This window comes from Aquamicrobium sp. (assembly GCF_023954335.1).
In the GTDB taxonomy this organism is placed as follows: Bacteria; Pseudomonadota; Alphaproteobacteria; order Rhizobiales; family Rhizobiaceae; genus Aerobium.
The window spans coordinates 1,930,634-1,956,927 of the sequence record NZ_JAMLIE010000001.1 but is presented as its reverse complement, the minus strand read 5'-3'; the positions used below and the strand labels follow the sequence as shown (position 1 = coordinate 1,956,927).

At 68.3% G+C, this 26,294-nt stretch carries 31 protein-coding genes; 13 read left to right on the top strand and 18 right to left on the bottom strand.

Annotation, left to right across the window (positions count from 1 at the left end; genetic code table 11):
• Positions 1-59: 59 nt before the first annotated feature.
• Together M9945_RS09770 and cysS are read right to left on the bottom strand one after the other, a co-directional pair.
• The gene (locus tag M9945_RS09770; protein ID WP_367944353.1) at positions 60-443 is read right to left on the bottom strand and encodes a VOC family protein; all 384 of its coding nucleotides are present in this window, start codon (positions 441-443) and stop codon (positions 60-62) included.
• Complete coding sequence (gene cysS / locus M9945_RS09765) at positions 440-1,873, bottom strand: cysteine--tRNA ligase (protein ID WP_367944352.1); 1,434 nt, start codon at positions 1,871-1,873, stop codon at positions 440-442. Before cysS ends, M9945_RS09770 begins: the two co-directional genes overlap by 4 nt.
• A gap of 318 nt (positions 1,874-2,191) precedes the next feature.
• Here cysS and M9945_RS09760 point away from each other — a divergent pair, with 318 nt between their 5' ends.
• Complete coding sequence (locus M9945_RS09760; RefSeq protein ID WP_367929373.1) at positions 2,192-2,371, top strand: hypothetical protein; 180 nt, start codon at positions 2,192-2,194, stop codon at positions 2,369-2,371.
• Here M9945_RS09760 and M9945_RS09755 read toward each other — a convergent pair.
• Both M9945_RS09755 and M9945_RS09750 read right to left on the bottom strand, forming a co-directional pair.
• Positions 2,351-2,968 (bottom strand): LysE/ArgO family amino acid transporter, encoded by a 618-nt coding sequence (locus M9945_RS09755; RefSeq protein ID WP_367944351.1) that lies wholly within the window; start codon positions 2,966-2,968, stop codon positions 2,351-2,353. The genes M9945_RS09760 and M9945_RS09755 overlap by 21 nt on opposite strands.
• A gap of 57 nt (positions 2,969-3,025) precedes the next feature.
• On the bottom strand, positions 3,026-3,775 hold the full coding sequence (locus M9945_RS09750; protein ID WP_367944350.1) for an SOS response-associated peptidase: 750 nt from the start codon (positions 3,773-3,775) through the stop codon (positions 3,026-3,028).
• Positions 3,776-3,855: 80 nt separating this feature from the next.
• Here M9945_RS09750 and M9945_RS09745 point away from each other — a divergent pair, with 80 nt between their 5' ends.
• The 4 genes from M9945_RS09745 (at position 3,856) to M9945_RS09730 (ending at position 6,241) form a co-directional block, all read left to right on the top strand.
• Positions 3,856-4,284: an NUDIX hydrolase gene (locus M9945_RS09745; RefSeq protein WP_367944349.1), complete on the top strand. Its 429-nt coding sequence runs from the start codon at positions 3,856-3,858 to the stop codon at positions 4,282-4,284.
• 44 nt (positions 4,285-4,328) lie between these two features.
• Positions 4,329-4,706 carry a TIGR02301 family protein gene (locus M9945_RS09740; protein WP_367944348.1) on the top strand — a complete coding sequence of 126 codons (378 nt, stop codon included), beginning with the start codon at positions 4,329-4,331 and terminating at the stop codon, positions 4,704-4,706.
• Between the two features lie 261 nt (positions 4,707-4,967).
• Entirely contained in the window at positions 4,968-5,225 is a 258-nt protein-coding gene (locus M9945_RS09735; RefSeq protein ID WP_367944347.1) for a hypothetical protein, read from the top strand.
• Positions 5,226-5,371: 146 nt separating this feature from the next.
• The gene (locus tag M9945_RS09730; protein WP_367944346.1) at positions 5,372-6,241 is read left to right on the top strand and encodes a hypothetical protein; all 870 of its coding nucleotides are present in this window, start codon (positions 5,372-5,374) and stop codon (positions 6,239-6,241) included.
• A gap of 93 nt (positions 6,242-6,334) precedes the next feature.
• Here M9945_RS09730 and M9945_RS09725 read toward each other — a convergent pair whose 3' ends face one another.
• Positions 6,335-7,666, bottom strand: a complete 1,332-nt coding sequence (locus tag M9945_RS09725; protein WP_367944345.1) for a dihydroorotase — start codon at positions 7,664-7,666, stop codon at positions 6,335-6,337.
• Positions 7,667-7,802: 136 nt separating this feature from the next.
• Here M9945_RS09725 and M9945_RS09720 point away from each other — a divergent pair, with 136 nt between their 5' ends.
• The 4 genes from M9945_RS09720 (at position 7,803) to M9945_RS09705 (ending at position 11,150) form a co-directional block, all read left to right on the top strand.
• On the top strand, positions 7,803-8,708 hold the full coding sequence (locus tag M9945_RS09720) for a folate-binding protein YgfZ (RefSeq protein ID WP_367944344.1): 906 nt from the start codon (positions 7,803-7,805) through the stop codon (positions 8,706-8,708).
• The gene (locus M9945_RS09715; protein WP_367944343.1) at positions 8,708-9,355 is read left to right on the top strand and encodes a hydrolase; all 648 of its coding nucleotides are present in this window, start codon (positions 8,708-8,710) and stop codon (positions 9,353-9,355) included. The genes M9945_RS09720 and M9945_RS09715 overlap by 1 nt, the downstream gene beginning before the upstream one ends.
• Positions 9,352-9,816, top strand: a complete 465-nt coding sequence (locus tag M9945_RS09710) for a LysM domain-containing protein (protein ID WP_367944342.1) — start codon at positions 9,352-9,354, stop codon at positions 9,814-9,816. Before M9945_RS09715 ends, M9945_RS09710 begins: the two co-directional genes overlap by 4 nt.
• Positions 9,817-9,911: 95 nt before the next feature.
• Positions 9,912-11,150 carry an MFS transporter gene (locus M9945_RS09705; RefSeq protein WP_367944341.1) on the top strand — a complete coding sequence of 413 codons (1,239 nt, stop codon included), beginning with the start codon at positions 9,912-9,914 and terminating at the stop codon, positions 11,148-11,150.
• Positions 11,151-11,163: 13 nt separating this feature from the next.
• Here M9945_RS09705 and M9945_RS09700 read toward each other — a convergent pair whose 3' ends face one another.
• The 3 genes from M9945_RS09700 to recO form a co-directional block, all read right to left on the bottom strand.
• Positions 11,164-13,902, bottom strand: a complete 2,739-nt coding sequence (locus tag M9945_RS09700; RefSeq protein ID WP_367944340.1) for a DUF2339 domain-containing protein — start codon at positions 13,900-13,902, stop codon at positions 11,164-11,166.
• A 63-nt stretch (positions 13,903-13,965) separates the two neighbouring features.
• Positions 13,966-14,484 carry a PaaI family thioesterase gene (locus M9945_RS09695; RefSeq protein ID WP_367944339.1) on the bottom strand — a complete coding sequence of 173 codons (519 nt, stop codon included), beginning with the start codon at positions 14,482-14,484 and terminating at the stop codon, positions 13,966-13,968.
• The gene (gene recO / locus M9945_RS09690) at positions 14,481-15,233 is read right to left on the bottom strand and encodes a DNA repair protein RecO (protein ID WP_367944338.1); all 753 of its coding nucleotides are present in this window, start codon (positions 15,231-15,233) and stop codon (positions 14,481-14,483) included. Before recO ends, M9945_RS09695 begins: the two co-directional genes overlap by 4 nt.
• Positions 15,234-15,341: 108 nt before the next feature.
• Here recO and M9945_RS09685 point away from each other — a divergent pair, with 108 nt between their 5' ends.
• Positions 15,342-16,097, top strand: a complete 756-nt coding sequence (locus tag M9945_RS09685) for a GNAT family N-acetyltransferase (RefSeq protein WP_367944337.1) — start codon at positions 15,342-15,344, stop codon at positions 16,095-16,097.
• Positions 16,098-16,229, top strand: coding sequence for a hypothetical protein (locus M9945_RS09680; protein WP_367944336.1), 132 nt, complete (start codon positions 16,098-16,100; stop codon positions 16,227-16,229).
• A gap of 260 nt (positions 16,230-16,489) precedes the next feature.
• On the opposite strand, the gene era is transcribed toward M9945_RS09680, so the two are convergent.
• From era to M9945_RS09640, 8 genes are all read right to left on the bottom strand, one after another.
• Positions 16,490-17,413 carry a GTPase Era gene (era, locus tag M9945_RS09675; protein ID WP_367944335.1) on the bottom strand — a complete coding sequence of 308 codons (924 nt, stop codon included), beginning with the start codon at positions 17,411-17,413 and terminating at the stop codon, positions 16,490-16,492.
• On the bottom strand, positions 17,410-18,120 hold the full coding sequence (gene rnc / locus M9945_RS09670) for a ribonuclease III (protein WP_367944334.1): 711 nt from the start codon (positions 18,118-18,120) through the stop codon (positions 17,410-17,412). The genes era and rnc overlap by 4 nt, the downstream gene beginning before the upstream one ends.
• A gap of 14 nt (positions 18,121-18,134) precedes the next feature.
• The gene (gene lepB, locus M9945_RS09665) at positions 18,135-18,884 is read right to left on the bottom strand and encodes a signal peptidase I (RefSeq protein ID WP_367944333.1); all 750 of its coding nucleotides are present in this window, start codon (positions 18,882-18,884) and stop codon (positions 18,135-18,137) included.
• A gap of 82 nt (positions 18,885-18,966) precedes the next feature.
• Positions 18,967-19,371, bottom strand: a complete 405-nt coding sequence (gene acpS, locus M9945_RS09660) for a holo-ACP synthase (protein WP_367944332.1) — start codon at positions 19,369-19,371, stop codon at positions 18,967-18,969.
• Complete coding sequence (gene pyrE, locus M9945_RS09655; RefSeq protein ID WP_367944331.1) at positions 19,368-19,946, bottom strand: orotate phosphoribosyltransferase; 579 nt, start codon at positions 19,944-19,946, stop codon at positions 19,368-19,370. The genes acpS and pyrE overlap by 4 nt, the downstream gene beginning before the upstream one ends.
• 20 nt (positions 19,947-19,966) lie before the next feature.
• Positions 19,967-22,195: a bifunctional (p)ppGpp synthetase/guanosine-3',5'-bis(diphosphate) 3'-pyrophosphohydrolase gene (locus M9945_RS09650; RefSeq protein WP_367944330.1), complete on the bottom strand. Its 2,229-nt coding sequence runs from the start codon at positions 22,193-22,195 to the stop codon at positions 19,967-19,969.
• Positions 22,196-22,306: 111 nt separating this feature from the next.
• Entirely contained in the window at positions 22,307-22,705 is a 399-nt protein-coding gene (rpoZ, locus tag M9945_RS09645; RefSeq protein WP_367944329.1) for a DNA-directed RNA polymerase subunit omega, read from the bottom strand.
• A gap of 110 nt (positions 22,706-22,815) precedes the next feature.
• Positions 22,816-23,181, bottom strand: coding sequence for a DUF305 domain-containing protein (locus tag M9945_RS09640; protein ID WP_367944328.1), 366 nt, complete (start codon positions 23,179-23,181; stop codon positions 22,816-22,818).
• A gap of 212 nt (positions 23,182-23,393) precedes the next feature.
• Here M9945_RS09640 and M9945_RS09635 point away from each other — a divergent pair, with 212 nt between their 5' ends.
• Together M9945_RS09635 and M9945_RS09630 are read left to right on the top strand one after the other, a co-directional pair.
• Positions 23,394-23,984 carry an NYN domain-containing protein gene (locus M9945_RS09635; RefSeq protein ID WP_367944327.1) on the top strand — a complete coding sequence of 197 codons (591 nt, stop codon included), beginning with the start codon at positions 23,394-23,396 and terminating at the stop codon, positions 23,982-23,984.
• Entirely contained in the window at positions 23,981-24,655 is a 675-nt protein-coding gene (locus M9945_RS09630; RefSeq protein WP_367944326.1) for a uracil-DNA glycosylase, read from the top strand. Before M9945_RS09635 ends, M9945_RS09630 begins: the two co-directional genes overlap by 4 nt.
• A gap of 68 nt (positions 24,656-24,723) precedes the next feature.
• Here M9945_RS09630 and smpB read toward each other — a convergent pair whose 3' ends face one another.
• Both smpB and dapA read right to left on the bottom strand, forming a co-directional pair.
• Entirely contained in the window at positions 24,724-25,203 is a 480-nt protein-coding gene (gene smpB, locus M9945_RS09625; protein WP_367931331.1) for an SsrA-binding protein SmpB, read from the bottom strand.
• Between the two features lie 26 nt (positions 25,204-25,229).
• Entirely contained in the window at positions 25,230-26,111 is an 882-nt protein-coding gene (gene dapA / locus M9945_RS09620) for a 4-hydroxy-tetrahydrodipicolinate synthase (protein ID WP_367944325.1), read from the bottom strand.
• Positions 26,112-26,294 lie beyond the last annotated feature (183 nt).

Here is a 26,294-nt window from a genome sequence, read left to right as displayed (position 1 = left end):
CCTGACGGGATGATTCCGGCTCATCGGGTAGCTCATTGATCTGGCTGCCTTTCTCGCGGCTAATGTGGTCTGTGGCAGACCGCCTCGATATTGTTGCCGTCGGGATCGATCGCGAACGCGCCGTAGTAGTGCTCGTGATAGTGCGGGCGCGGGCCGGGCGCGCCGTTGTCGCGGCCGCCGGCGGCAAGGGCAGCGGCGTGGAAGGCGTCGACCTCGGCACGGCTTGCCGCCGTGAAGGCATAGTGGCGGCCAGGACCCGGCTCTGCCCCCTCGTGCAGCCAGAAATCCGGCTTGTCGCGGCCGTAGCCGCCGACCTTCGCGCCGCCGGTGTACTCTTCCGGCACCATGTAGAGGAGGCTGGCGCCGAGCGGCGCCAGCGCCGCGTCGTAAAAGGCCTTCGCCTTTTGCCAGTCCTTCACCGCGATTCCCGCATGGTCGATCATCGCTTCACCTCCCAGGTCGTCACCCGCTCGCCGGTCGCCGGGTCCTTGCCGTCCTTCAACTGGACGCCCTGCGCCAGTAGCTCGTCGCGGATGCGGTCGGCCTCGGCCCAGTTCTTCTCGGCGATCAAGGCGAGCCGCTTCGCCACGAACGCGGCGACGTCGATGTCCGTCTCCAGTTCAGAGAGGTCGATGCCGATCAGCTCCGCCGCGGCGACGAGCCCTGCCGGGTCGAGGTCGCCCGCATTCATCAGCCGCAGATATTCCGCCATATCGAGGTCTGCGCCAAGGGCCGCGACGAAGGCGGCATCGATCGGCCCGCCGCTCGCGCCCGCCGCCCTGCGCCGCCACTTGGCGAGGATCGAGGCCGCCTCCTCCAGCTTGCGCACGGAAAAGTCGATCGGCTCGCGATAGTGCGTCATCAGCATGGCGAGGCGCAGCACCTCGCCCGGCCAGGCGCGGCCGCCGAACTTTTCCGTGTTCAAGAGCTCGTTGATGGTGACGAAATTGCCTTCCGATTTCGACATCTTCCTTCCCTCGACCTGAAGGAAGCCGTTGTGCATCCACACCCGCGCCATGCGCTCGGTGCCGAAGGCGCAGCAGGACTGGGCGATCTCGTTCTCGTGGTGCGGGAAGACGAGGTCGATGCCGCCGCCATGGATGTCGAAGACGTTCTTTTCCGGGTCGTCGCAGGCGAGGCCGCCGCCGAACGGCTCCAAGAGCTTCGCCATCGACATGGCCGAGCATTCGATGTGCCAGCCGGGGCGGCCGAGCCCGGCGATGCCGGCCGGCGAGGGCCAGCCCGGCTCGCCTTCCTTCGACGGCTTCCACAGCACGAAATCCATCTCGTCGCGCTTGTAGGAGGCGACGTCGACGCGGGCGCCGGCCAGCATCTCGTCGAGCGGGCGGCGCGACAGCGCGCCATAGCGCGGGCCGGAACGCGCGTTCATCGCCGAGGGCGAGAACAGCACGTGGCCTTCCGCGACATACGCGACGCCCAGCGAGACCAGCCGCTCGATCATCGCCTTCATGCCGTCGATATGGGCGGTGGCGCGCGGCTGGTCGTCGGGCTCCAGGCAGCCCAGCGCCTTCACGTCGGCCTGGAACTGGGCGTTGGTCGCCTCCGTCACCCTGGCGATGGCCTCGTTCAGCGACAGGTCCGGATAGTCGCGCGCGGCGCGGGCGTTGATCTTGTCGTCGACGTCGGTGATGTTGCGGACATAGGTGACGTTGTCCGCGCCATAGACATGGCGCAGCAGGCGATAAAGCACGTCGAAGACGATGACCGGCCGCGCATTGCCGATATGGGCGAAATCGTAGACCGTCGGCCCGCAGACATACATGCGCACATTTTCGGCGTCGATGGGAACGAACGGCTCGTTCGCGCGCGTCAGCGTGTTGTAGAGTCGAAGCTCGACATCGGGTGCAGGCATGGTCTCTCCCTGGCCGGCTGGCCAGGGCGTTTTGCCTATCGGGGAAGGAGAAGCGAAAACGGCCGGGCCAGCGGAGGCGCTAGCCGATAATGCAAATGCCGGTAATGGCGAAAGGCGTTCTCATCGCCTGCTTTATCGCTTTCCGGCCCTTCGCCGTCAAGGCTTCGGCCAATAGGTAGGATTTTATTAAACATGTCGGGAAAGAGTTGCCGGCAAGGCACTGAAATACCCCTGTCCCGACACCATTCCGTCCCAATCCTGCGGGAGAAAAGGGCATGTTCAATCACGCGCCGGAAAGGGGCGCTCAGGGGACCCACAATGCAACGCACAGCCGCCCATCCAGCAATCGAAGCCGAACGCGAACGCGCCCAGCGCGCGAAATACGCCAAGCTGACCGCGCACTATGGCAAGATCGGTTCGGGCGCGCTCAACGCCGCGCTGATCCATGTCCAGAAGAAGGCGCCGGCGAAAAAGAAGCTAGCCGCCAAGCCCGCCTAGCAGGCTGAGGCCGATCGCGGTCATCACCAGCCCGATCAGGATATCGAGCACCCGCCAGGCCGAGGGCCTGGCGAAGACCGGCTGAAGCAGCCGCGCCCCATACCCAAGAGCGAAGAACCAGACGAAGGACGCGAGCATCGCGCCGACGCCGTAGACCAGCCGCTCGTTCCCGACATATTGCGCCGACAGCGACCCGACGAGCACCACCGTGTCGAGATAGACATGCGGGTTGAGGAAGGTGAAGGCGAGGCAGGCGGCGACCGCCGCCTTGAGGTCGCCCGCCCCGGCGCTCGCGGCATGCAGTGCCTGCGGCCGCCACGCCCGGCGAAAGGCGATGAACGCATAGGAAAACAGGAACGCCGCCCCGCCGATCGTCACCACGGTGATGAGGGTGGGCGAGGACGAGACCAGCGTGCCGAGGCCGGCGACGCCGGCGGCGATCAGCAGCGCGTCGGACAGGGCGCAGATCAGGCACAGCACGAAGACGTGCCGGCGCAGCAGCCCCTGCCGCAGGATGAAGGCGTTCTGCGCGCCGATGGCGACGATCAGCGACAGGCCGAGGAAGAAGCCGGAGAGGAAGGGAGCCGCGTTCTGCATCGCTCCTCCCCTGCCCGAAGCGTGCCAAGCACGCAATGGGCCAGCGCGGCCAGCGGCTCAGAACAGGCTGAGCTGGTCGCCCTTCGGCTTCTCGGGTTCCGGCCGCTCCGCCGCCGGCTCCGCGCGCTCCTGAAGCTCGGGGCCGGCATTCGCCACCTTGTTCACCCGGTCGGAAACGGGGATCGCCTCGAAAAAATCCTCCTCGACCGGCCGGACGATGTCGGCGACGTCGCGCGGCTCGTTGCCGACGCAGTCGAGCCAGCGGGAGAAATGCTCCGGCCGCACCACCACCGGCATGCGATGGTGGATATGGGAAATGGTCGCGTTGGCCTCGCAGGTCAGGATCGCGGCGGTGTCGATCTCCGAGCCGCCCGGCTCGGCATACGTCTCCATCAGCCCGCCGAAGGCGACGATGCCGCCGTGGCGGGGCCGCACCCAGTAGGGTTGCGCATCCTTGCGGCCGGTTCCCTTCCACTCGTAGAAGCCGGAGGCCGGCACCAGCACCCGGCGATGGCGCATCGCCGCCTTGAACGAGGCCTTCACCGCCGCCGTCTCGGCGCGTGCGTTGATGAGGAGCGGGAACTGCGCCGTATCCTTGACCCATGATGGGATAAAACCCCAGCGCGCCAGCGCTGCCTGCCGCTCGGGCCGGTTGGAGCCGGGCTCGCGCCGCACCCCCGCCGTGACGATCATGATCGGCTGGGTCGGGGCGATGTTGTAGCGCGGTGGAAACGGCTCGACCTCGGGAACGCCGAACACGTCCTCCAGCTCCTTCGGCCCCTGAACCAGCGCGAAACGTCCGCACATCCGATAATTCACCTTGCCCTTGGCTTCGCCTGCCAGCAATCTGGCCGCAGAACCACGCAGCCGCAACCCACACTCGCGCCATGCACACAGAAGAAGCGCCCCCGACTCCGCCCGCCCCGATCCGCGCCGTCTCGGCGGCGATCTTCCACGAAGGCCGCTTCCTGCTCGTGCGGCGCGGGCGCGCGCCGGCGCGAGGGCTCTACGCCTTTCCCGGCGGCAGGGTCGAGGCGGGCGAGACGCTGGTCGAGGCGGTGCGGCGCGAGGTGATGGAGGAAACCGGGGCGCACATCGCCGCCATCGCCCATATCGTCGATCTGGAGCTGTCGGCGGAGCGGGACGAGCGCCGCGTCGAGTTCATCCTCTCGGTGCATTCGGCCGCCTTCGCCGGCGGGACCATCGTCGCGGGCGACGACGCGGACATGGCGCTGTGGGTGACGCTCGACGAGATGGCGGCGCTGCCGCTGGCGCGTTCCGTCTACGAAATCGCGCAGCGCGTCGCCTCGGCGTGACAACCGCCTTGCGCCGGCCACGATTCCCGGCGACAAGCCGGTCGATGATCCAGCGTCTCGTCTCTCGCGCGCTTGTTGCGGCTTTCCTCCTCCTCGGCCACGGCCAAGGGGCGCAGGCGGTCGATTCGCCGTTCGAGGGCGACCTGATGCGGCTGTCCGAGATCCTCGGCTCGCTGCATTACCTGCGCAACCTGTGCGGCGAGAGCGGCCAGGACTGGCGCGGCCGCATGGAGGCGCTGATCGCGGCGGAAAACCCGGACGACGAGCGCCGGGCGAAGCTGACCGCCAGCTTCAACCGCGGCTATCGCAGCTTCGAGACCACCTACACCACCTGCACCAGCTCGGCGCTGGCGGCCATCGCCCGCTACATGAAGGAAGGCGAGGCGCTGTCGCGCGACACCGCGACGCGCTACGGCAACTGAGGCTAGAGCATTTTGCAGTCAGACGGAATCGTCTGACGTCGCATAAATGCGGCTAAAGGAAAGAAGCTGGAGCAGCGTTCGTCAGAACGCCCGCTGCAGCAGCGCGCCTGCGAAAAGCCCCGCCGGCGGGGCTTTAGCAATCGGTTAACTTTTACACGATTGTGGCAGCCCGCGCCGCATTTCCTGTGCTACAAGCCTTAACGGGACATTAAGGGAACCGCTAAAGTCGAAGCATCGGCCCGCGGGGATTGGGTGGAACGGATGGATCACGGCATCAGCGACATCGACGTGCTGATTCGCGAGGAAAAGCGCCTGACCGCGATCGAAAGCTACGAGGACGCGTGGGCCGAAGGCCGTGCCGCCGGCATCGAGCCGGACATCATGGCGGACGCGGCCATCGCCACCGCCCTCGAGGAGCTCGTGCGCGCCAATGGCGAGGCGGCGGCGCTGTCGCTGGTCGAGCGGATGCGCGACAGGCTCGTCGCCGGCGAGTTCAATCCGGCGACGGTCGTCCACTGAAGTCCGGCCGGACACCCGCCGGCACCAATCCACGGAAACCATTTTGTCACGCCAGCGGCGCGCGGCCTCGCGAAGGGCGGTTTTTCCGCTATAGTGCCCCGGCACGACTGAAGGATGCGGAGCAGCGAGCGCCGATGGCGAGGAATATGGCCGCCAGGTCCGGTTTCGAAGCATGGCTGAGGGCCGCGTTCGCCTGCGCGGCGCTGGCGCTTGCCGGCACGCTCGCTTTGCCGGGCGCGGCGCTGGCGCTGAGCGAGCTGCCGCGCGAGGACGTGCCGGTGCCGGAAGGACAGGACGGCGCGGACACGATCGAGCGCCACGACCTGCCGCCTCCCGGCCAGACGCAGAGGCCCGACGCGCAGCCGCCGGCCACCGAGGAAGGCGAGGAAACGGACGAGGACGCGCCGGAGGACGAGACCCAGCCGGCCGGCGAAGCCCCCCGACCGCCGGCAGTGACCGTGCCCCTGCCCGACCCCGTCGTCATCCCGCGCGATCCCGACCGCGACGCCACGCAGGAGACCGAAGGCGCGGAGGCCGACGACGAGCCGGTTCCCGAGGTGCAATACGATCTTTCGCTGCTGCCGGAGCCCGTCCGGCGCATGCGCGACCTCATCGTCGAAGCCTGCCTTTCCGGCGACATCGAGCGGTTGCGACCGCTTCTCAGCACCGGCGAGGGCGCCACCCAGCTTTCGTTCGGCGCCATCTCGGGCGATCCGATCGCCTTCCTACGCGAGCTTTCGGGCGACGAGGAAGGCCACGAGATCCTCGCCATCCTCTACGAGGTGCTGAGCGCCGGCTATGTGAAGCTCGGCCAGAGCGCCGAGGACGAGATGTATGTCTGGCCCTATTTCTTCGCCGTGCCGCTCGCCGATCTCAACCCGCGCCAGAGGGTGGAGCTGTTCAAGATCGTCACCGCCGGCGACTACGAGGACATGAAGAACTACGGCGCCTACATCTTCTACCGCACCGGCATCTCGCCGGAAGGGCGGTGGCTGTTCTTCGTCGCGGGAGATTGAAAGAGAGTGAGTAGTGAGTAGTGAGTAGTGAGTAGTGAAATATATCCGCTCTTTTCACTACTCACTACTCACTATTCCCTATTCTCTACTCACTCACACAGCCAACGCCTCCGAAAACTCCACCGGCTTCCCCTGCCCCGGCGTCACGATCTCGCCTTCCCACATCACGCGCGTTCCGCGGACGATGGTGCCGACGGGCCAGCCGGTGACGGTCCTGCCGTGATAGGGCGTCCAGCCGGCGCGGGAGCCGGCCTGCTCGTTGGTGATCGTCTCGCTGCGCTTCATGTCGACGATCGTGAAGTCGGCGTCGTAGCCGGCGGCGATGCGGCCCTTGCGCGCCATGCCGAAGATGCGGTTGGGGCCGTGGCTCGACAGGTCGACGAAGCGCTCCAGCGACAGCCGCCCGGCATTGACGTGGTCGAGCATGATCGGCACCAGCGTCTGCACCCCGGTCATGCCCGAGGGCGAGGCCGGATAGGGCTTGGCCTTCTCCTCCAGCGTGTGCGGCGCGTGGTCGGAGCCGAGCACGTCGATGACGCCGTTGCCGACGCCGCGCCAGACGCCGTCGCGATGGTGGGGCGCGCGTACCGGCGGGTTCATCTGGATCAGCGTGCCGAGGGTGGCGTAGTCGTCGGCGGTCAGGGTGAGATGATGCGGCGTCGCCTCGCAGGTGGCGACATCCTTGTGGTGCTCGAGGAACTCGATCTCCTCGGCCGTCGAGATGTGCAGCACATGGATGCGCGCGCGCGCCATGCGGGCGATGCGCACCAGCCTGTCTGTGCAGCGCAGCGCCGCCACCTCATCGCGCCAGACAGGATGCGAGGACGGGTCGTTCTCGACGCGCTCGCCGAGGCGCTCGCGCAGGCGGAACTCGTCCTCCGAATGGAAGGCGGCGCGGCGGCGCGTGTGGCGCAGGACCTCGTAGACGCCCTCGTCGTCCTCGATCAGCAGCGAGCCGGTCGAGGCGCCCATGAACACCTTGATGCCGGCCGCGCCCGGCAGGCGCTCGAGCTCGCCGGCGTCGCGCGCGTTCTCGCGCGTGCCGCCGACCCAGAAGGCGAAGTCGCAATGCATGCGGCCCGTGGCGCGCGCCACCTTGTCGGCCAGCGCGGCCTCGCTGGTGGTCAGCGGGTTGGTGTTGGGCATCTCGAACACGGCGGTGACGCCGCCGAGCACGGCCGCGCGCGAGCCGGTCTCGAGGTCTTCCTTGTGCGTGAGCCCCGGCTCGCGGAAATGGACCTGGCTGTCGACGACGCCGGGCAGGACGTGAAGGCCGGTGCAGTCGATCACTTCGCCGGCATCGGCCTGCGACAGATCGCCGAGCGCGGCGATGCGCCCGGCGACGACGCCGACGTCGCGCCGGCCGATGCCGTCATGGTTGGCGACGGTGCCGCCCTTGAGGATCAGGTCGAAGCTCTTGGTCATGGGGCTATCCTCGTTCGCCGTCTTCAAAAGCCCATGCGCGGGGGAGCCATGCCGGCGCGCATGGCTCTTCCACTTGCCCGCGCCGTCAGCGCGGCTTACGTAATGGCCACGTCAAAAGCAAGTTCGGATCAGCCCCATGCCGACAGCACAGCCTGGCGACCGCGCCGCGATCCTGATCGAGGGGCCGGACGCCGAACATTTCCTCCAGAACGTGCTCACCGCCGATCTCGACGGGCTGGCGGCCGGCGAGGCGCGGCCGGGCGCGCTCTTGTCGCCGCAGGGCAAGATCCTGTTCGACTTCCTGATCTCGCGTCGCGGGGCGGACGGCTTCCTCCTCGACTGCCGTGCCGAATCGGCCGGCGATTTCATGCGCCGGCTGACGCTCTACCGCCTAAGGGCGAAGGCGGTGATTTCCCTTGCCGATCAGTTGGTTGTGACTGCACGCTGGCAGGATGATTCCGCTGCCTCGCGCGATCATTCAACCGCCTCGCAATTCGATTCAACGGCTTTACAAACCGATTCAGGATGGCTGGCCGACCTGCGGTTTCCGCAAGGGTCCGGCGTGTCGCGCCGCTATGGCGACGCCGTCGCGACCGACGCCTCGCCGGATGATTACGACCGGCTGCGGATCGCCCATGGCGTAGCCGAAAGCGGTAAAGACTTCGCTGCCGGCGACGCCTTCCCGCACGACGTGCTGATGGACAGCAACGGCGGCGTCGGCTTCCGCAAGGGCTGCTATGTCGGGCAGGAGGTGGTGTCGCGCATGCAGCACCGCGGCACGGCGCGCCGGCGGGTCATGATCGTCAAGGGCGTGGGCGATCTCCCGGCGAGCGGCACGGAGGTGGAGGCCGGCGGGCGCGCCATCGGCACGCTGGGCAGCGTCTGCGGCCCCGACGGGCTCGCCATCGTCCGCATCGACCGGGTGAAGGCGGCGCAGGACGGCGGCGTATCGATCACCGCCGGCGGAGTCGCGCTTTCTCTTTCCGTCCCGCCCTCGGCGACCTACACCCTGCCGCAGGGCGAAACCGCGGACGAACGCTGATGGCGGACAAGCCTATCCCCAAGCCAGCCCCCCCGCCCCGCGCCTGGCAGCGCATGCTGTCGGGCCGGCGGCTCGACCTGCTCGACCCCTCGCCGCTCGACGTCGAGATCGGCGACATCGCTCACGGCCTCGCCCGGGTCGCGCGCTGGAACGGCCAGACGCGCGGCGACCACGCCTTCTCGGTGGCGCAGCATTCGCTGGTGGTGGAGGCGGCGTTCCGCGCGGCAAGGCCGCAAGCCAGCGCCGACGAGCAGCTCGCCACGCTGCTGCACGACGCGCCTGAATACGTCATCGGCGACATGATCTCGCCGTTCAAGGCCGTGGTCGGCGGCGGCTACAAGCTGGTAGAGAAGCGGCTGCAGCGCGCCATCCACCTGCGCTTCTCGCTGCCGGCCGACCTGCCGGCGGCGCTCATCCGCGATATCAAGCGCGCCGATCAGGTCGCGGCGTGGTTCGAGGCGACGCGGCTCGCCGGCTTTGCCGACGCCGAGGCGCAGAAATTCTTCGGCCGCCCGCGCAACATCACCAGCGACGGCCTCGCGCTAGAGCCGCTGCCGACGCGGGCCGCGCAGGACGCCTTCCTCGCCCGCTTCGCCGAGATCGAGGCGCAGCGCGCCAAGGCGGCCGGCAGGAGGGCACGGGCATGAGACGCGCGCTTGTCCCCGCCTGCTTCCTTCTCGCCGTGCTCGCGGCGGGCCTGACCATCATTGGCCTGACGACCACGCGGGCAGAGGCGGCCTGCCCCGCGCGGCTCGGCGTCGACTTCGGCGACACCCTCATCTCGATCGCCCGCACCTGCGGGATCAGCATCGAGACGCTGCGCGCCGCCAATCCGGGTCTCAACGCGAACACGCTTCGTGCCGGCATGGTGATCACCGTCCCGCGCCCGGCGCTGCCCTCGCCGCAACAGCCGATCGGCCGCCCCTCGGTGCGCATCGCCCCGCCGCTGGTGCCGCCGGCAACCGCGGTCTCGCCGCCGACGCTCACGGCACCGCCTCCTGCCCTCCGGCACCCGCAGGAGCCGCGCGGCTTCGACGTCCGGCCGAAGCACATGCAGCCGAGGACGCCCTATCCGCCATTCGAGCCTTTCCCACATCAAAGGAATTGAACGATCGCCCCGTTCAATTCATTTCCCATCAAAGTAAAACTCGACTAGAGCATTTCGCTCCAGCGTTGCCACTCCGTTTCATGGACCCCCCGCACATGGCCGCTTCGCCTTCCGCCCAGCCTTCTGCCGCGCGGCTTCCCTGGCTGATCATCGCCTGCGGCTGCGCCATCGCGCTGCTGACCTTCGGGCCGCGCTCGGCCATGGGCTTCTTCCAGCTGCCGATGCTGGCCGAGAAGGGCTGGGACCGCACCACCTTCGGGCTGGCGATGGCGATCCAGAACCTTGCCTGGGGGTTCGGCACGCCGGTCTTCGGCGCGCTGGCCGACAAATACGGCACATGGCGGGTGCTGGCGCTGTCGGGCCTGATGTACGCGGCCGGCCTCGTGCTGATGGCCAATGCCGACAGCGCCACCATGCTCCACATCGGCGGCGGCCTGCTCGTCGGCCTCGGCGTCGGCGCGGGCTCGTTCGGCATCGTGCTGGCCGCCTTCGCCCGCAACGTCGCGCCCGAGCGGCGCAGCTTCGCCTTCGGGCTCGGCACGGCGGCGGGCTCGGCCGGCATGTTCCTGTTCGCGCCGCTCGGCCAGGGGCTGATCTCGGCCTATGGCTGGTACGACGCGCTCGTCGTCATGAGCGCGATGATGCTCGTCATCCCCGTGCTCGCCATTCCGCTGCGCGGCAATTCCTCATCCGGCAGCCAGCCGCAGGCGGCCTACCGGCAGACGGCGGCGGAGGCGCTGCGCGAGGCGCTCGGCCACCGCTCCTATCTCCTGCTGGTCTCCGGCTTCTTCGTCTGCGGCTTCCAGATCGCCTTCATCACCGCGCATTTTCCGGCCTACATCTCGGACATCGGCATCGAGGCGCGCTATGCGGTGATCGCGCTGGCGCTGATCGGCTTCTTCAACATCATCGGCGCGCTGGCGGCGGGCGCAATCGGCCAGCGCTATTCCAAGCCTTACTTCCTCGCCTTCATCTATCTGGCGCGCTCGGTTCTCGTGACGGCCTTCCTTCTTCTGCCGCAGACGCCGGCGACGGTGATCGTCTTCGCCATCGTCATGGGCCTCTTGTGGCTATCCACCGTGCCGCCGACCAACGCGCTCGTCGCCGTCATGTTCGGCACGGCGCATCTCGGCATGCTCGGCGGCGTCGTGTTCTTCTCGCACCAGATCGGCTCGTTCCTCGGCGTCTGGCTCGGCGGCTATCTCTACGACCGGTTCGGCACCTACGATCCGGTGTGGTGGCTGGGCGTCGCGCTCGGCGTGTTCGCGGCCGTCGTCCACTGGCCGATCGAGGAACGCCCGGTCGAGCGGCCGGCCCCCCAGCCGGCCGAATGAGAACAAGGCGGCGTCAGGCCGCCTCCTCTTCCCCTTCGCCTTCCTCACCGCGCGCGTGGGCGGCCGGCAGCATGCGCTGATAGAACATGCCGATGCCGATCAGCACCGCGCCGAGGCCCATGAAGGACAGCGCCCGCAAGACGCCTTCCAGCTCGCGCATGTCGTAGAGGAACACCTTGGCGACGGCGAGCACGACCAGCGCCGCCGAGCCGAGACGCAGGCCGCGCGACCTGAACCGCAGGCCGGCGACGAGGACGGCCACGCCGAGCGCCAGCCATACCGCCGAATAGGTGTAGGTCTCGACCGCGCCCATGCCCTTCCACGCGCCGATGAACTCGCCGTGGAACAGGCGGCGGATCGACAGGCTGACCCAGGCGAAGGCGAGCGCCACCGCGCCCGCGGCCAGCATCGCCACGTACCAGTCCGGCCGCAGCCCGCGCGCGCGCCATGCGAGCCCCGCCAGCGCCAGCGCCGGCAGGAGGTAGGCGAGCATGAGGAGGTTGAAGACCGGAATCGTGCCGGTGGTGTCGTTGGTGAACAGCGGGTTGAGCGCAAGAAGATGCGACGAGGCGATGGTCAGCACCGAGAGGACGCCGAGGCCGATCGAGCCCCAGCGGAACACCGGGCTCGGCGAACGCCGGTCGAGCGCGAGCAGGATCGCGCCGCCGCCGATCATGATCAGGCTGTAGATCGCCTGCTCGGCGAGCGAGGGCTCGCCGGGGCCGATGACGCCGCCATTCATGGCGTGGCGCGTGAGCATGGCCGCGCCCAGCAGCACGAACAGCGCCGCGAACGCCTCCATCATCAGCCGCGCCCGCCTGCCGGTGGTGCGGGCGAGCTGCCACGCCGCCCAGGCGAAGGCGGCAGCCGGCAGGAAATAGCCCGGCGTCAGCGCGTTGAGGAACGGCGTCGTCGACAGCGCGTCAGTGCCGACGATGGTCGGGTCCGCACCGACGCGCCCAAGCGTCACGGCGGCGAAGCCGGCGGACAGCCAGCCCAGCACCGGCCAGCGACGCAGGCGGGTCACGGCGGCGGGAACGATGGCGGCAAGGCCGGTCAGCACCGTGGTCAGGAGCGGGCCGAACCCGGCGAGAAGCGCGAGTGTGAGCGCCACGGCCGATCCGGCGGCGAAGCACGAGACGGCGCGCCCGCCGGCCTGCGCAGGGTCCTCGGCGCGGGCGGTGAGTTCGGCCGCAGCGGCGAGGATCGCGCTGAGCGCCAGCGCGGCGAAGGCGAAGCGCCAGTCGACATTCAAATTGCCGAGGGTCAGCCATGCGGTGAGGACGGTCCAGAGCGGCACCAGCGCCGCCCAGAACGCCCATGCGGCGGCATTGCCGGGTTGGGCAGTGACCCTGAGCCGGGCGAGCGCGATGCCAACGGCGAGCATCGCGACGGCGAGGAGGAAGGACCAGGACTGGAAGGCATCCGCCCCCGGCTGGAGCCATACGCCGTCGAACAGCAGGCGGCCGTAGAGGATGTCAATGTCGACGCTGCCGCCGAGGATCGCCCAGCCGGCGATGAACAGCATTGCGATGCCGAAGGCGTGGAGAAGCGGCACGGCGCGGGCGCGCCATGCGGCGACGGCCAGCGCGGCGAGGAGCAGGCCCGCGGCCCAGTATCCCGCGCCGATCGGCGCGCCGTCCGCGCCGCGCGCAAGGAACGTGGCGGTGACGAAGAGGAAGAAGGCGGCTACCAGCGAGGCCGGATCGAGGCGGGGCGCGGCTTCCTCCTCTTTGCTCCCGGGGCGGGCGAGCCAGAGGCCGGCCAGCGCAACGAGCCCGACGAGCCAGAGGAAAGCGAGCGGGGCGGCATCGACCGCGAAGGATTCGCTGATATAGGCCGTGCTCCACAGCCCCGCGCCGACATAGGCGGCGCCGGCGAGGAAGCGCCAGCGGCGCAGCGAGGCGATGGCGACGGCGGCGACGAGGACGATCGCGAGATAGCCGAACAGCGTCCACACCGCCGGCGAGTCGGACGAGACGAGCACCGGCGTCAGATAGGAGCCGAGAAGGCCGAGGCCGGCCAGCGCCTGCCCGTGCAGCAGCGCCAGCCCCATCGTGCCGAGCGTGATGACGGCCAAGAGGCCGAAGGCGGTCGCCGTGCCGATGAAGCCGTAAAGGGCATGGGCGGCGAAGACGGTGGAGAACAGGGTGAAGGTGGCGGCGGCGGTGAGGATCGCCGGCACATAGGCGCCGTTGACGCCGCCGATGGGCGCGCGGAAGCCGCGCCGGCGCGCCAGCTCGCCGGCCGCGGCGAGAATGATGCCGAACAGCGCGGCGGCGGCGAGCCGCACGCGCGGGCCGAAGATGCCGGCCTCGATGGAATAGCGCACGAGGAAGACGCCGCCGAGCGCCAGCGCCAGACCGCCGACCCACACCGCCCAGCGGGTGCCGAGCGCGGTCTCGAGGTCGCGCCGCGGCGGCCTGGCTTGCTGCGGGGCCTGTTCCGGCGCAGGCGCTTCCCCGATCCGGTCGGACTCGTCCGCGGCGGACATGGCGGCCTGCGCCCACGGTCCGGGCATTCCGGCCGGCTCCTCCGCCTCGACGGGACCGGCGGGCTCATCCGCGATTTCGCGGGCCGGCAGCTCGACAGGCTGATCGAGCGGGCCATCCGCCGCGGCGGCGACGGGCGCGCCGCCCGCCAGCCGCATGCGGAACGACGCCAGCTCCTGTTCCAGCGCCCTCAGGCGCTGGCCCTGCTTGCGGATGGCGATACCGCCGGCGACAAGGGCGAGGAGGACGATCAGTTCCATGAGGGCTCGATTTCTCCAGCGTGCAAGTAACGCCCCCCGGCGTCAATCTACCGAGATAGCAGGTCAGCCCTGCAAGCGCGACATCGGAAAGATCGAGCAGGTCTCGGTGCCGAAGGCGAGCAAACGGCCTTGCCCGTCGGTGAGCCGCGCCTCGGAGACGGCGAGCGTGCGGCCCTTGTGGACGACCTTGCCCTCGCAGGTGACGATGCCGGTCTGCGGCGTGATCGGGCGGGTGTAGTTGATCTTCATCTCGGCGGTGGAGAACGCCTCGCCGATGCCGAGCATGGCATGGATGCAGCAGCCGAGCGCCGAATCCATCACCGTCGCCGCCCAGCCGCCATGGACGCCGCCGAGCGGGTTCAGGTGCCGCTCGCCCGGCAGCCCGCGAAACACCGCCCTGCCCTCCTCGATCTCGACGAGGGCGAAGTTCATGCGCGCGGCGATCGACGGCGCGGGATACTCGCCGGCGACGACGCGCTGGAGGAGCTGAAGCCCGGTGTAGTGCGCGAGCTCGGCAAGGGGGATGCTGCCCAGGCCAAGCCGCGAGACATGGCCCGGGAATATCTCGGTTTCGCTGGTCATGCCGCATTCTCTCCTTGGCGGGGCAAAAGGTGCTTGCGCAGGGCCGCGATCAGTCCGGCGCGCGCTTCGGGCGCCTCGAGGCCGCGCGGTTCGTATACGTGCCGGGCGAAGAAGAAGGCGCTCAAACGAAAGGCGTCCTCCATCGCAGCAAAGTCGGGCCTGATGCCCGCCCCGCGCTGAAGGAAGGCGGGCAGCGGCAGCATCCTGTCGGCCCATGGCCGGCCGGCCTCGCCGCTCACCGCGCGGCCGGATTTCGGCGAGACGAAGACGAGATCGTCGCGCCGACCGGTGGCGGCGCATCGGGCGAGATCGAGGCCGAAGCCGAGCTCGTCCAGCACCAGCAGCTCGAAGCGCACGATCAGCTCGCCGGCGGCGGCCGGATCGTCGAGATGGGCGGTGAGCAGCGCCAGCGTCTCGTAGAGCCCGGCATGCGGGTCGCGCTCGGGCAGGAGGCGAAGATGCGCGGCGATGGTTTGCAGGCCGTAGACGGCGCAGGCGCTGTCGAAAAGGCGCGCGGCGTTGAGCTCGACCGGCTCGACCTGCCAAAGGCCCAGATGCTCGTCGAGCCGCGCGCGCCAGACGAGATCGACCCGGTTGCCCGGCTGCAGGATCGGCTGCATGCGGCGCGAGCGCCCGCCGCGCACCAGGCCGAGATGCCTGCCATGGGCGCGCGTCATCACTTCGAGGATGGCGCTGGTCTCGCCGTGCTTCCTCGTGCCGAGAATGATTCCCTCGTCGCGCCATTCCATGGCCCAAGCCTTTCACCAACAGGGCCGCGAATTCAAGGGTGGGGGAATTCAAGGGCGGGGAACGCTTCGCTCTTGCCGGCGCGGAAAATATCTGACTTAAGTCAGAGAATGAACGACACGGACATCGAACAGCTCCGCCGCTTCAACCGGGCGCTGACCTTGCGCATCGGCGTCCTCGACGGCAGCTATCTCGGGCGCGGCCGGCCGCTCGGACAGGCGCGCCTGCTGTTCGAGATCGGGCCGGAGGGCGGCGACCTGCGGCTGCTGCGCGAAAGGCTGGGCCTCGATTCCGGCTATGCGAGCCGGCTCCTGAAGTCGCTGGCGGCCGAGGGGCTCGTGACGGTCGAGGACGACCCGGACGACAAGCGGCGGCGGCGCCTCGCCCTCACGCCCGAGGGGCGCGCCGAGCACGCGGCCTACGACGCGCTGTCCGACGATTTCGCGCGCTCGGTCCTCGGCCCGCTGAGCGCGGCGCAGCGGGCCCGCCTCGTCGCCGCGATGGGCGAGGTCGAACGGCTGATGGCGGCGGCGGCCGTGACCATCGCCGTCGAGCCGGAGGACAGCGCCGACGCGCGGCATTGCGTCGAGGCCTATTACCGGGAGCTCGACCGGCGCTTCGAGCAAGGCTTCGATCCGGGCAGCGGCGGCTATGCGAGCGGCGCGGCGAAGGACGCCGGCAAGGGCTGCTTCCTCGTCGCCCGGCTCGACGGCCGGCCGGTTGGCTGCGGCGCCGTGCGGGCGCTCGACGCTGAAACGGGCGAGATCAAGCGCATGTGGGTCGCGCCGGAGGCGCGCGGGACCGGGCTGGCGCGGCGGCTTCTCGACGCGCTCGAAGAACAGGCGCGCGGCTTCGACATGCGCTAGGTGCGGCTCGGCACCAACCGGACGCTCAAGGAAGCGCAGGCGCTCTACCGCAATGCCGGCTATCGCGAGATCGGCCGCTACAACGACAATTCCTATGCCGACTTCTTCTTCGAGAAGGAACTCGACCGCTAGAGCGTGTCGCGTCCTGTCCGCTCCGGAGGAGCGCAATCTTCGAGCGCCTGCGCCGCCCCTCATCCGCCCTTCGGGCACCTTCTCCCCGTGAACTGGGAGAAGGAATGCCGGGCGCAATCCCCGCAGTTTCTCTTGCCACGCCTGCGATTGGCGAAATCAAGGACGACAGCTCTCTTCTCCCCGTTCACGGGGAGAAGGTGGCGGCAGCCGGATGAGGGGCGGCGCAGGCGGCGCAGATGATGCATAAGGCGCGACACGCTCTAACTCGGGAAGTCGAGGCCCATCTCGCGGTAGCGCTCGGGGTCGTCGCCCCAGTTCTCGCGCACCTTGACGAACAGGAAGAGGTGGACCTTCTGTTCGAGGATCTCGCCGATTTCCCTGCGCGCCGCCTGGCCGATGGCGCGGATCGTCTCGCCCTTGTGACCGAGCACGATGCTCTTCTGGCTGTCGCGCTCGACATAGATCACCTGCTCGATACGCACCGAGCCGTCCTTCTTCTCCTCCCATTTCTCGGTCTCGATGTGGGAGGAATAGGGAAGCTCCTGATGCAGGCGCAGATACAGCTTCTCGCGGGTGATCTCGGCGGCGAGCTGGCGCATCGGCAGGTCGGAGATCTGGTCTTCGGGGTAGTACCACGGCCCCTCGGGCAGGCGCTCGGCCAGCCAGTCGAGGAGGTCTCCGCAGCCGGAGCCGGTCAGCGCCGAGACCATGAAGGTGCGCTCGAACTCCGCCTTCTCGTTGGCGGCGGCCGTCAGCTTCAGCAGGCTCTCGGGCCGCACCCGGTCGACCTTGTTCAGCACCAGCGCCTTGGGCTGGCGAACGCCCGCGAGGCTGTCGAGGATCGCCTCGGCATCGCCCTTGATGCCGCGCTCGGCGTCGATCAGAACCAGCACGAGGTCCGCGTCCCGCGCCCCGCCCCAGGCGGTGGTGACCATGGCGCGGTCGAGCCGGCGGCGCGGCCGGAATATGCCCGGCGTGTCGACGAAGACGATCTGCGCCGGCCCGTGCGTGGCGATGCCGCGCACGATGGCGCGCGTCGTCTGCACCTTGTGGGTGACGATGGAAACCTTGGTGCCGACCAGCCGGTTGACCAGCGTCGACTTGCCGGCATTGGGCGCGCCGATCAGCGCGACGAAGCCGGAGCGGGTGTTATGGGGCGTGGCGCCCTGCATCGGCTCGTTCATCCCTCGACCTCTCCGGCCCAGACGCCCTCGCGCAGCAATATGGCGGTCGCCGCAGCCTGCTCGGCCTCGCGTTTGGAGCGGCCCCTGGCGCTTGCCGGCCTGACGCCGGCGATGCGGACCGAGACCTCGAAGACGGGATCGTGGTCCGGCCCTTCCCGGCTTTCGACGACATAGAGCGGCGAGGCCTTCGCCACCTGATGCGCCCATTCCTGCAATTCCGTCTTGGCGTCGCGGCGGGCGGCGGTCGGCGCTTTCGAACGGCCCTCCCAGTAGCGGCCGATGAAGCGCCGCGCCGCCTCCAGCCCGCCTTCGAGATAGACGGCGGCGATCAGCGCCTCCATCACGTCGGCGCGCAGATTGACGCGCTTGCGCCCCGTGAGCGTGCGCAGCTCGCTGCCGGCCACGATCAGCCGCGACAGGCCGATCTCGTCGGCGATTTCCGCAAGCGTCTCGGCGTTGACGAGCGCGTTGAGGCGCAGCGACAATTCGCCTTCCGGCGCGCCGGGATTGGCCTCGAACACCATCTGCGCGACCACGAGGCCGAGCACCCTGTCGCCGAGGAATTCCAGCCGCTGGTAGTCCTTGCCCTCGCCGGCGCTCGCATGGGTCAGCGCCCGGCGCAGGAGCGCGGCGTCGGTGAAGGCAAGGCCGGAGATCGCCTCGACCGAAGCGGCGAGATCGGCGTCGGCGGAGGATTTCACGGCCATCGCGCCAAGCCCGCCTACCTCACCCAGTCGAAGATGCGAGAGGGACGCAGCTCGGACGGCCAGCGCCAGACCTCGAGCGGGCTCGCGCCGCCGGCGATGGAGAAGAAGATGATGTTGGCGCGCCCGACCAGGTGGTCCTCCGGCACGTAGCCGACGGAGAAGCGGCTGTCGGTGGAGTTGTCGCGGTTGTCGCCCATCATGAAATAATGGCCGTCCGGCACGACGAACTCGCGCGTGTCGTCGCCGATGCCGTTCGGCGTCAGGTCGAGCGTGTCGTAGGAGACGCCGTTGGGCAGGGTCTCGCGCCAGACCTCGACCGGGCGGTTGACCTCGGTGATGTCGGGATTGTCGATCTCGCCGACCTTCTCGCGCGCGACCGGCTCGCCGTTGATGAAGAGCTGGCCGCCGCGCATCTGCACCCGGTCGCCCGGCAGGCCGATGACGCGCTTGATGTAGTCGAGCGAGGGGTTGGGCGGGAACTTGAAGACGGTGACGTCGCCGCGCTCGGGCTGGCTGCCCCAGATGCGGCCCTCGAACAGGTTGGGCGAGAAGGGCAGCGAGTGCTTGGAATAGCCGTAGGCCCATTTGGTGACGAAGAGGTAGTCGCCTTCGAGCAGCGTCGGGCGCATCGAGCCGGAGGGAATCGAGAAAGGCTGGAACAGGAAGGTGCGGATGACGAGCGCGAGCAGCAGCGCCTGCACGATGACGCTGACGGTCTCGCCCAGCCCGCCGGATTTCTTCTGCGATTTGTCGGCCACGCTCATCTCGTCCCTTGCTGAAAGTGCGCTCCGTCTTAGCGGCTCGGGCCGCGCGGGGCAACGCAATAGGTTCGCCGCGAAGCGGCTGTCAACCGGCGGCCGGATGCGCCTCGATGATGACGAAAGCCTGCGCCAGCGGGAAGTCGTCGGTGATGGTCAGATGGACGAACGCCTCGTGCCCCTGCGGCACGATCGCGGCGAGCCGCGCGGCCGCCCCGCCGGTCAGGCGCATGGTCGGCTTGCCGCCCGGCAGGTTGACCACGCCCATGTCGCGCCAGAAGACGCCGCGCGAGATGCCGGTGCCGAGCGCCTTGGCGCAGGCCTCCTTGGCGGCGAAGCGCTTGGCGTAGGAGGCGGCGCGCTCGCGGCGGCGCTCCGACTTCTCCTTCTCGATCTCGGTGAAGACGCGGGCGATGAAGCGCGGGCCATGGCGCTCCAGCGTCTTCTCCACCCGCCTGATGTCGATCAGGTCGCTGCCGATTCCGATAATCATAGATTGCGGCTACCGGGCTTTATGGCTGGAATTGCGGCAAGCTCCGGCGGCAGGGCGTCGGCGGGGTATGCCGGCACCGCATATTCGGCCAGCGCCACCAGCGGCACGCCGACATCGGCTTTGCCGGCGGAGCGGTCGATGATGCAGCAGGCGGCCGCGACCTCGGCGCCGAGCTTTCGCATACATTCCACCGTCTCGCGGATCGAAAGGCCGGTGGTGACGATGTCCTCGACGATGACGACGCGCGCGCCCGGCTCGATCTCGAAGCGGCGCAGACGGAACTCGCCCGCCTCGCGCTCGACCCAGATGGCGGGCACGCCCAGATGCCGCGAGGTCTCGTAGGCCGGGATCAGCCCGCCGACGGCGGGGCCGACGACATAGTCGATGCGGCCCGGCACTTTTTCGCGCACCCGGGCGGCGAGCGCCCGGCACAGCCGCTCCGTCTTGTCGGCATGCATGAAGACGCGCGCCTTCTGGAGGAAGACCGGGCTGCGCAGCCCGGAGGTCAGGATGAAATGGCCTTCGAGAATCGCGCCCGCCTCGCGGAAGACCGCCAGCACCTCGTCCGTGTTCATGTCGTTTCCCCGTACTGGATTCAGCCGTTGACGCGCCGCGCGGCGCTGACGCTGGAATTGTCCTTGAGCTGCGAAAGCAGCCGGTTCAGATGCTTCAGGTTCCAGACCTCGAGATCGAAGATCATCTCGGTGAAATCGGGCGCGGTGCGCGCCATGGTCAGCGTGTGGATGTTGGCGTCGTTGGCGGCGATGGTCTGGGCGATGGAGGCGAGCGAGCCCGGCTCGTTGATCGCGGTGACGGAGATGCGGGCCGGGAAGCGCTCCCTGTGCTCCTCGTCGATGTCCCAGCGCACGTCGACCCAGCGCTCGGGCTGGTCGTCGAAGGCGGTGAGCGACGGCGACTGGATCGGATAGATGGTGATGCCCTTGCCGATCTCGACGATGCCGACGATGCGGTCGCCCGGCACCGCGCCTTCCGGGGCGAAGAAGACGGGCAGGTCGCCATGCGCGCCGCGGATCGGGACGGAGCCGCCGCCCTGCCCCTCGGCTCCGGCCTTCCGGCTGCCGCGCAGGCCGGGAATCTGGAACAGCATGCCGGCGGCGTTGCGCAGGTTGAACCAGCCTTCCTCGCGCACCTTGGGCGAGGTCGCGACGCGGTCCTCCTTGTGGTCCGGGAAGACGGCCTTCAGGACGTCCGGCGAGGACAACTCGCCCCTTCCAACATCGGCCAGCACGTCCTCGACGTCCTTGCGGGCGAGGCGATGCAGCACCGGCTTGATCGCCTCGCGCGAGAACGTCTTGCCGGCGCGGGAAAAGGCGCGTTCGAGGATGCGCGCGCCGAGGCCGGAATACTGCTTGCGCATGGCCATGCGCGTGGCGCGGCGGATGGCCGAGCGCGCCTTGCCGGTGACGACGATCGACTCCCACGCCGCCGGCGGCACCTGCGCCTTCGAGCGGATGATCTCGACCTCGTCGCCGTTCTTCAGCTCGGTCATCAGCGGCATGACGCGGCCGTTGACCTTGGCGCCGACGCAGGTGTCGCCGACATCGGTGTGGACGGCATAGGCGAAGTCGATGGGAGTCGCGCCGCGCGGCAGCGCGATCAGCCGGCCCTTCGGGGTGAAGGCGAAGACCTGGTCCTGGAACAGCTCGAGCTTGGTGTTCTCGAGGAAGTCTTCCGGGTTGTCGCCCTCGGACAGCGCCTCGATGGTCTGGCGCAGCCACGCATAGGCCTTCGTGTCCTTGGAGACGGCGTGGCTGGCGCCGGCCTTGTCGCCGCGGTCCTTGTAGATCGAATGCGCGGCGACGCCGTATTCGGCGACGGTGTCCATCGCCTGGGTGCGGATCTGCAACTCGACGCGCTGGCGCGAGGGGCCGACGACCGTGGTGTGGATCGAGCGGTAGTCGTTCTGCTTCGGCGTCGAGATGTAGTCCTTGAAGCGGCCCGGCACCATCGACCAGCGGGTATGGATCGCGCCGAGCGCGCGGTAGCAATCCTCGATATTGGCGACGATGACGCGAAAGCCGATAAGGTCGGAGAGCTGCTCGAAGGAGATTGCCCGCGTCTCCATCTTGCGGAACACCGACCACGGCTTCTTCAGCCGGCTCTTCACCTCGGCATAGAGCGCGTGCTCGACGAAGAGGTCGGACAGCGCGTGCTCGACCTCCTCGACCACGCCCCTGTTTCGCGCCGCGAAATCGGCCAGCCGCTCGGTGACGGCCTTGTAGGCCTCCGGGTTGATGTATTTGAAGGACAGCTCCTCCAGCTCCTCGCGCATGTCCTGCATGCCCATGCGCCCGGCGAGCGGGGCATAGATCTCCATCGTCTCCTCGGCGATGCGCAGGCGCTTGTCGGGGCGCATATGCTCCAGCGTGCGCATGTTGTGCAGCCGGTCGGCGAGCTTGACGAGGAGGACGCGCACGTCGTCGGAGATGGCAAGCAGCAGCTTGCGCAGGTTCTCGGCCTGCTCGGCCTTCTTGGAGACGAGATCGAGCTTCTTGAGCTTTGTCAGCCCCTCGACCAGCTTGCCCATGTCGGCGCCGAACAGCGCGTCGATCTCGGCACGTGTCGCGGACGTGTCCTCGATGGTGTCGTGGAGCAGCGCGACCGCGATGGTCGCCTCGTCCATGCGCATCTCGGTGAGGATCGCGGCGACCTCGAGCGGGTGCGAGAAGTAGGGATCGCCCGATGCCCGCTTCTGGTGGCCATGCTTCTGCATGGCATAGACATAAGCCTTGTTGAGCAGCGCCTCGTTGACATCGGGCTTGTAGCGCTGGACGCGCTCGACAAGCTCGTATTGCCGCATCATGGACGCTTTTCCCCCGCTCAAGACAAGACATGCGCCCGGCGCGACCGCCGGGCGCATGTTCTCAATAGACGCGATTTTCCCGCCGATAAAGTGGCAGTCGCTGTGCCAGCGTCAGAAGTCGTCGCTCTTCTCCGGCGGGACCAGTCCCTCGATGCCGGCGAGCAGGTCTTCCTCGGACATGCGGTCGAAGGCGACGGTGTCGTCCTCCGCCTCGGCCTCGACTGCTGCAACGCCGGCGCTGGCGTCGGCGATCTCCGGCAGGTCGGCCTCGGGCTCGTCGACCTCGACATGCTTCTGCAGCGAATGGATCAGGTCTTCCTTGAGATCGTCGGGCGACAGCGTCTCGTCGGCGATCTCGCGCAGCGCGACGACCGGGTTCTTGTCGTTGTCGCGGTCGATGGTGATCGGCGCGCCCTGGCTGATGAGCCGCGCGCGATGGCCGGCAAGGAGCACCAGCTCGAAGCGGTTCTCGACCTTGTCGATGCAATCCTCAACGGTAACGCGGGCCATACGGCGCCCCTTTCATTCGTGGAATTGTCGGAGATTGTGCGCTCCTTATCGCGAACGGGCCACAAATACAAGCGTCACGATCCGCGGCCAGTGGCTGGCGAAGAACGGGCTCAATGCCCGTTCTTCGCCAGCCATGCGCGCAGGAAGGCGATCTCGCTTTCCTGAGCGGCGACGATGTCCTGCGACAGCTTGGTCAGCTCGGGATCGTTTTCGCCGCTGTCGAGATAGGCCCTGGCCATGTCGATGGCGCTCTGGTGATGGGGGATCATCATCAGGGCGAAGTCGATGCCGGCCTCGCCGGTCATCTCCATCTTCTCCATCTCCTCGTTCATCGATGTCATCGCGTCCATATAGGCCTGCGACGCTCCGGCGCCGTGGGAATGCGCGCCGTGCCCGTCCTGCGCCAGCGCGGCCGGGGCGGCGGCAAGGCACGCGGCGAGCGCGATGGCGGAAAAGCGAAGAATACGAGCGGGCATGGGAACCTCCTGAAACGATGGAATTGACGCTTCGACGCTGCACCTTCCAGTTGCGGGAAGGTCAACAGGCGAAATGCCGGATGTCGTTCGCAATATCGTGATCGCGTCTTTTTCCGCGAACGCGAAATGCAGATGTGCATCGGCCGCGCGACCTCTGGAAATGGGGCGAAGGGACAGCTATCTCAACAGGATTGGCAATAGGAATTTTCATCATGTTCGATCCACGCGAGAAGATCGCTCTCTTCATCGACGGAGCCAATCTCTACGCCACGTCGCGGGCGCTCGGCTTCGACATCGATTACCGCAAGCTGCTCGCGAGCTTCCAGAAGCGCGGCTATCTGCTCAGGGCCTATTACTACACCGCGCTGGTCGAGGATCAGGAATACTCCTCGATCCGGCCGCTGATCGACTGGCTCGACTACAACGGCTACAAGGTGGTGACGAAGCCGGCCAAGGAGTTCACCGACTCGGCCGGCCGGCGCAAGGTCAAGGGCAATATGGACATCGAGCTGACGGTCGATGCGCTGCAACTGGCCGACACGGTCGACCATTACGTCATCTTCTCCGGCGACGGCGATTTCCGCACGCTGGTCGAGGCGCTCCAGCGCAAGGGCCGCAAGGTCTCGGTCGTCTCCACCATGGCCTCGCAGCCGCCGATGATCTCCGACGACCTGCGCCGGCAGGCCGACCATTTCATCGACCTCGCCTCGCTGAAGGGCGAGGTCGGCCGCGAGCCGGGCGAGCGCCCCGCCCGCCGCGCCGAGCCGGAGCCCGAAGCCGACTACGACGAAGACGACCTGTGAGCGCCGCGCTCGCGCTCTCTTCCGCCGGGGCGGAGCCGCACCGCGGCTGCCCGCTCTGCCCGCGCCTACACGATTTCATCGCCGAGTGGCGGCTGCGCGAGCCGACCTGGTTCAACGCGCCGGTGCCGACCTTCTCGGCCGCGGCCGGCGACAAGACGGTCGAGTTGCTGATCGTCGGCCTCGCGCCCGGGCTGCGCGGCGCGAACCGCACCGGCCGCCCCTTCACAGGCGACTATGCGGGGGACCTCCTCTATTCGACGCTCCACCGCTTCGGCTTCTCGCGCGGCACGTTCCGGGCGCGGCCGGACGACGGCGTCGAGCTGACCGGCGCGGCGCTGACCAATGCGGTGCGCTGCGTGCCGCCGGAGAACAAGCCGGTGGGCGCGGAGATCGCCACCTGCCGCCGCTTCCTCACCGCCACCATCGCCCGCTATCCGAACCTGCGCGCCATCGTCACGCTCGGCACCATCGCCCACCAGTCGACCGTGCGCGCGCTGGGGCTCAGGGTCGCGCAGTTCCCCTTCGCCCATGGCGCGCGGCGCGACGCCGGCGGCATCGCCCTGTTCTCCAGCTACCACTGCTCGCGCTACAACACGAATACCGGGCGGCTGACGGAGGAGATGTTCGTCGGGGTGTTCAGGGAGGTGAGGGAGTTTTTAGAGAGCGAGTAGCGAATAGGGGAATGGGGCGTTTATGCAGCCAACCCTATTCGCTATTCGCTACCCCCTATTCGCTTCTCTCAGCCACGCTCCTTCAAAAGCCGGCCCTTTTCCCTCGCCCAGTCGCGCTGCTTTTCGGTCTCGCGCTTGTCGTGCAGCTTCTTGCCGCGGGCGATGGCGAGCAGGAGCTTGGCGCGGCCGCGCTCGTTGAAGTAGATTTTCAGGGGCACCATGGTCATGCCCTCGCGCTCCACCGCCTGCGCGAGCTTCGCCATCTCCTTCTTCTTCAGGAGCAGCTTGCGCCGGCGGCGCGGCTCGTGGTTGAAGCGGTTGCCCTGGAGATATTCCGGCAGATAGGAGTTGATGAGCCAGATCTCGCCGCCCTCGGCCGAGGCATAGCTTTCCTGGATGTTGGCGTGGCCCTCGCGCAGCGACTTGACCTCGGTTCCGGTCAGCGCAAGGCCCGCCTCGTAGGTGTCCATCACCTCGTAGGAGTAGCGGGCCTTACGGTTTTCCGCGACGGTCTTGCCGTTGGTGTCGGGTTTCTTGTCCTTGGCCATGATTTCCGCAACGCGCGACGCGCGCGTCAGTTCACCAGTCCGACATGCTGCATCGCCGCGTCGATCTTCGCCGCCGTCTCCGGCTCGACGGTGACGAGCGGCGAGCGCACGGCGTTCTCGACCCGGCCGAGGCGCGACAGCGCGTACTTCGCGCCGGCAACGCCCGGCTCGATGAAGATCGCCTTGTGCAGCGGCATCAGCCGGTCCTGAAGCTCCAGCGCGCGCTCCTTGTCGTTGGCGAGCGTCGCCGCCTGGAACTCGGCGCACAGGCGCGGCGCGACATTGGCCGTGACCGAGATGCAGCCGACGCCGCCATGGGCGTTGAAGCCGAGCGCGCTCGCATCCTCGCCCGAAAGCTGGATGAAGTCCTTGCCGCAGGTCAGCCGCTGCTCGGAGACGCGCTCGATCTTGCCGGTGGCGTCCTTGACGCCAACGATGTTCGCGAAGTCGTTCGCGAGCCTGCCCATCGTCTCCGGCGTCATGTCGATCACCGAGCGCGGCGGGATGTTGTAGATGATGATCGGCAGCGCGATCGCCTTCGCCACCTCGGCGAAATGGAGGTAGAGGCCCTTCTGCGTCGGCTTATTGTAATAGGGCGTGACGACGAGCACCGCGTCCGCCCCGACCTTCTCGGCATGCTGGGCGAGCGAGATCGCCTCGGCGGTGTTGTTGGAGCCGGCCCCGGCGATCACCGGCACGCGACCGGCCGCGGTCTTGACGGCGAGCTCGACCACCTCGCGATGCTCGCCATGCGACAGCGTCGGCGACTCGCCGGTGGTGCCGACCGGAACGAGGCCGGTGGTGCCCTCCGCGATCTGCCAGTCGACCAGCGCGCGGAAAGCGTCTTTGTCGAGGGCACCATCGCGCGTGAACGGCGTGACGAGCGCGGTCATTGACCCTCTGAACATGATGCTTGCTCCCGGATGATGCCTGGCCGGCATGATGGCGTTGCCCTTCGCCGGCTTCTAGCCCAGACGAAGGCGGCGCACCATAGTCTTGCCGCTTCCGCCGGGCAAGAGAAGCGGAAATCGTGGCTCGGTAAAATCCGACCCGCTGCGCTAACCTTTCGTTTACGCCATGTTCACCGCCCA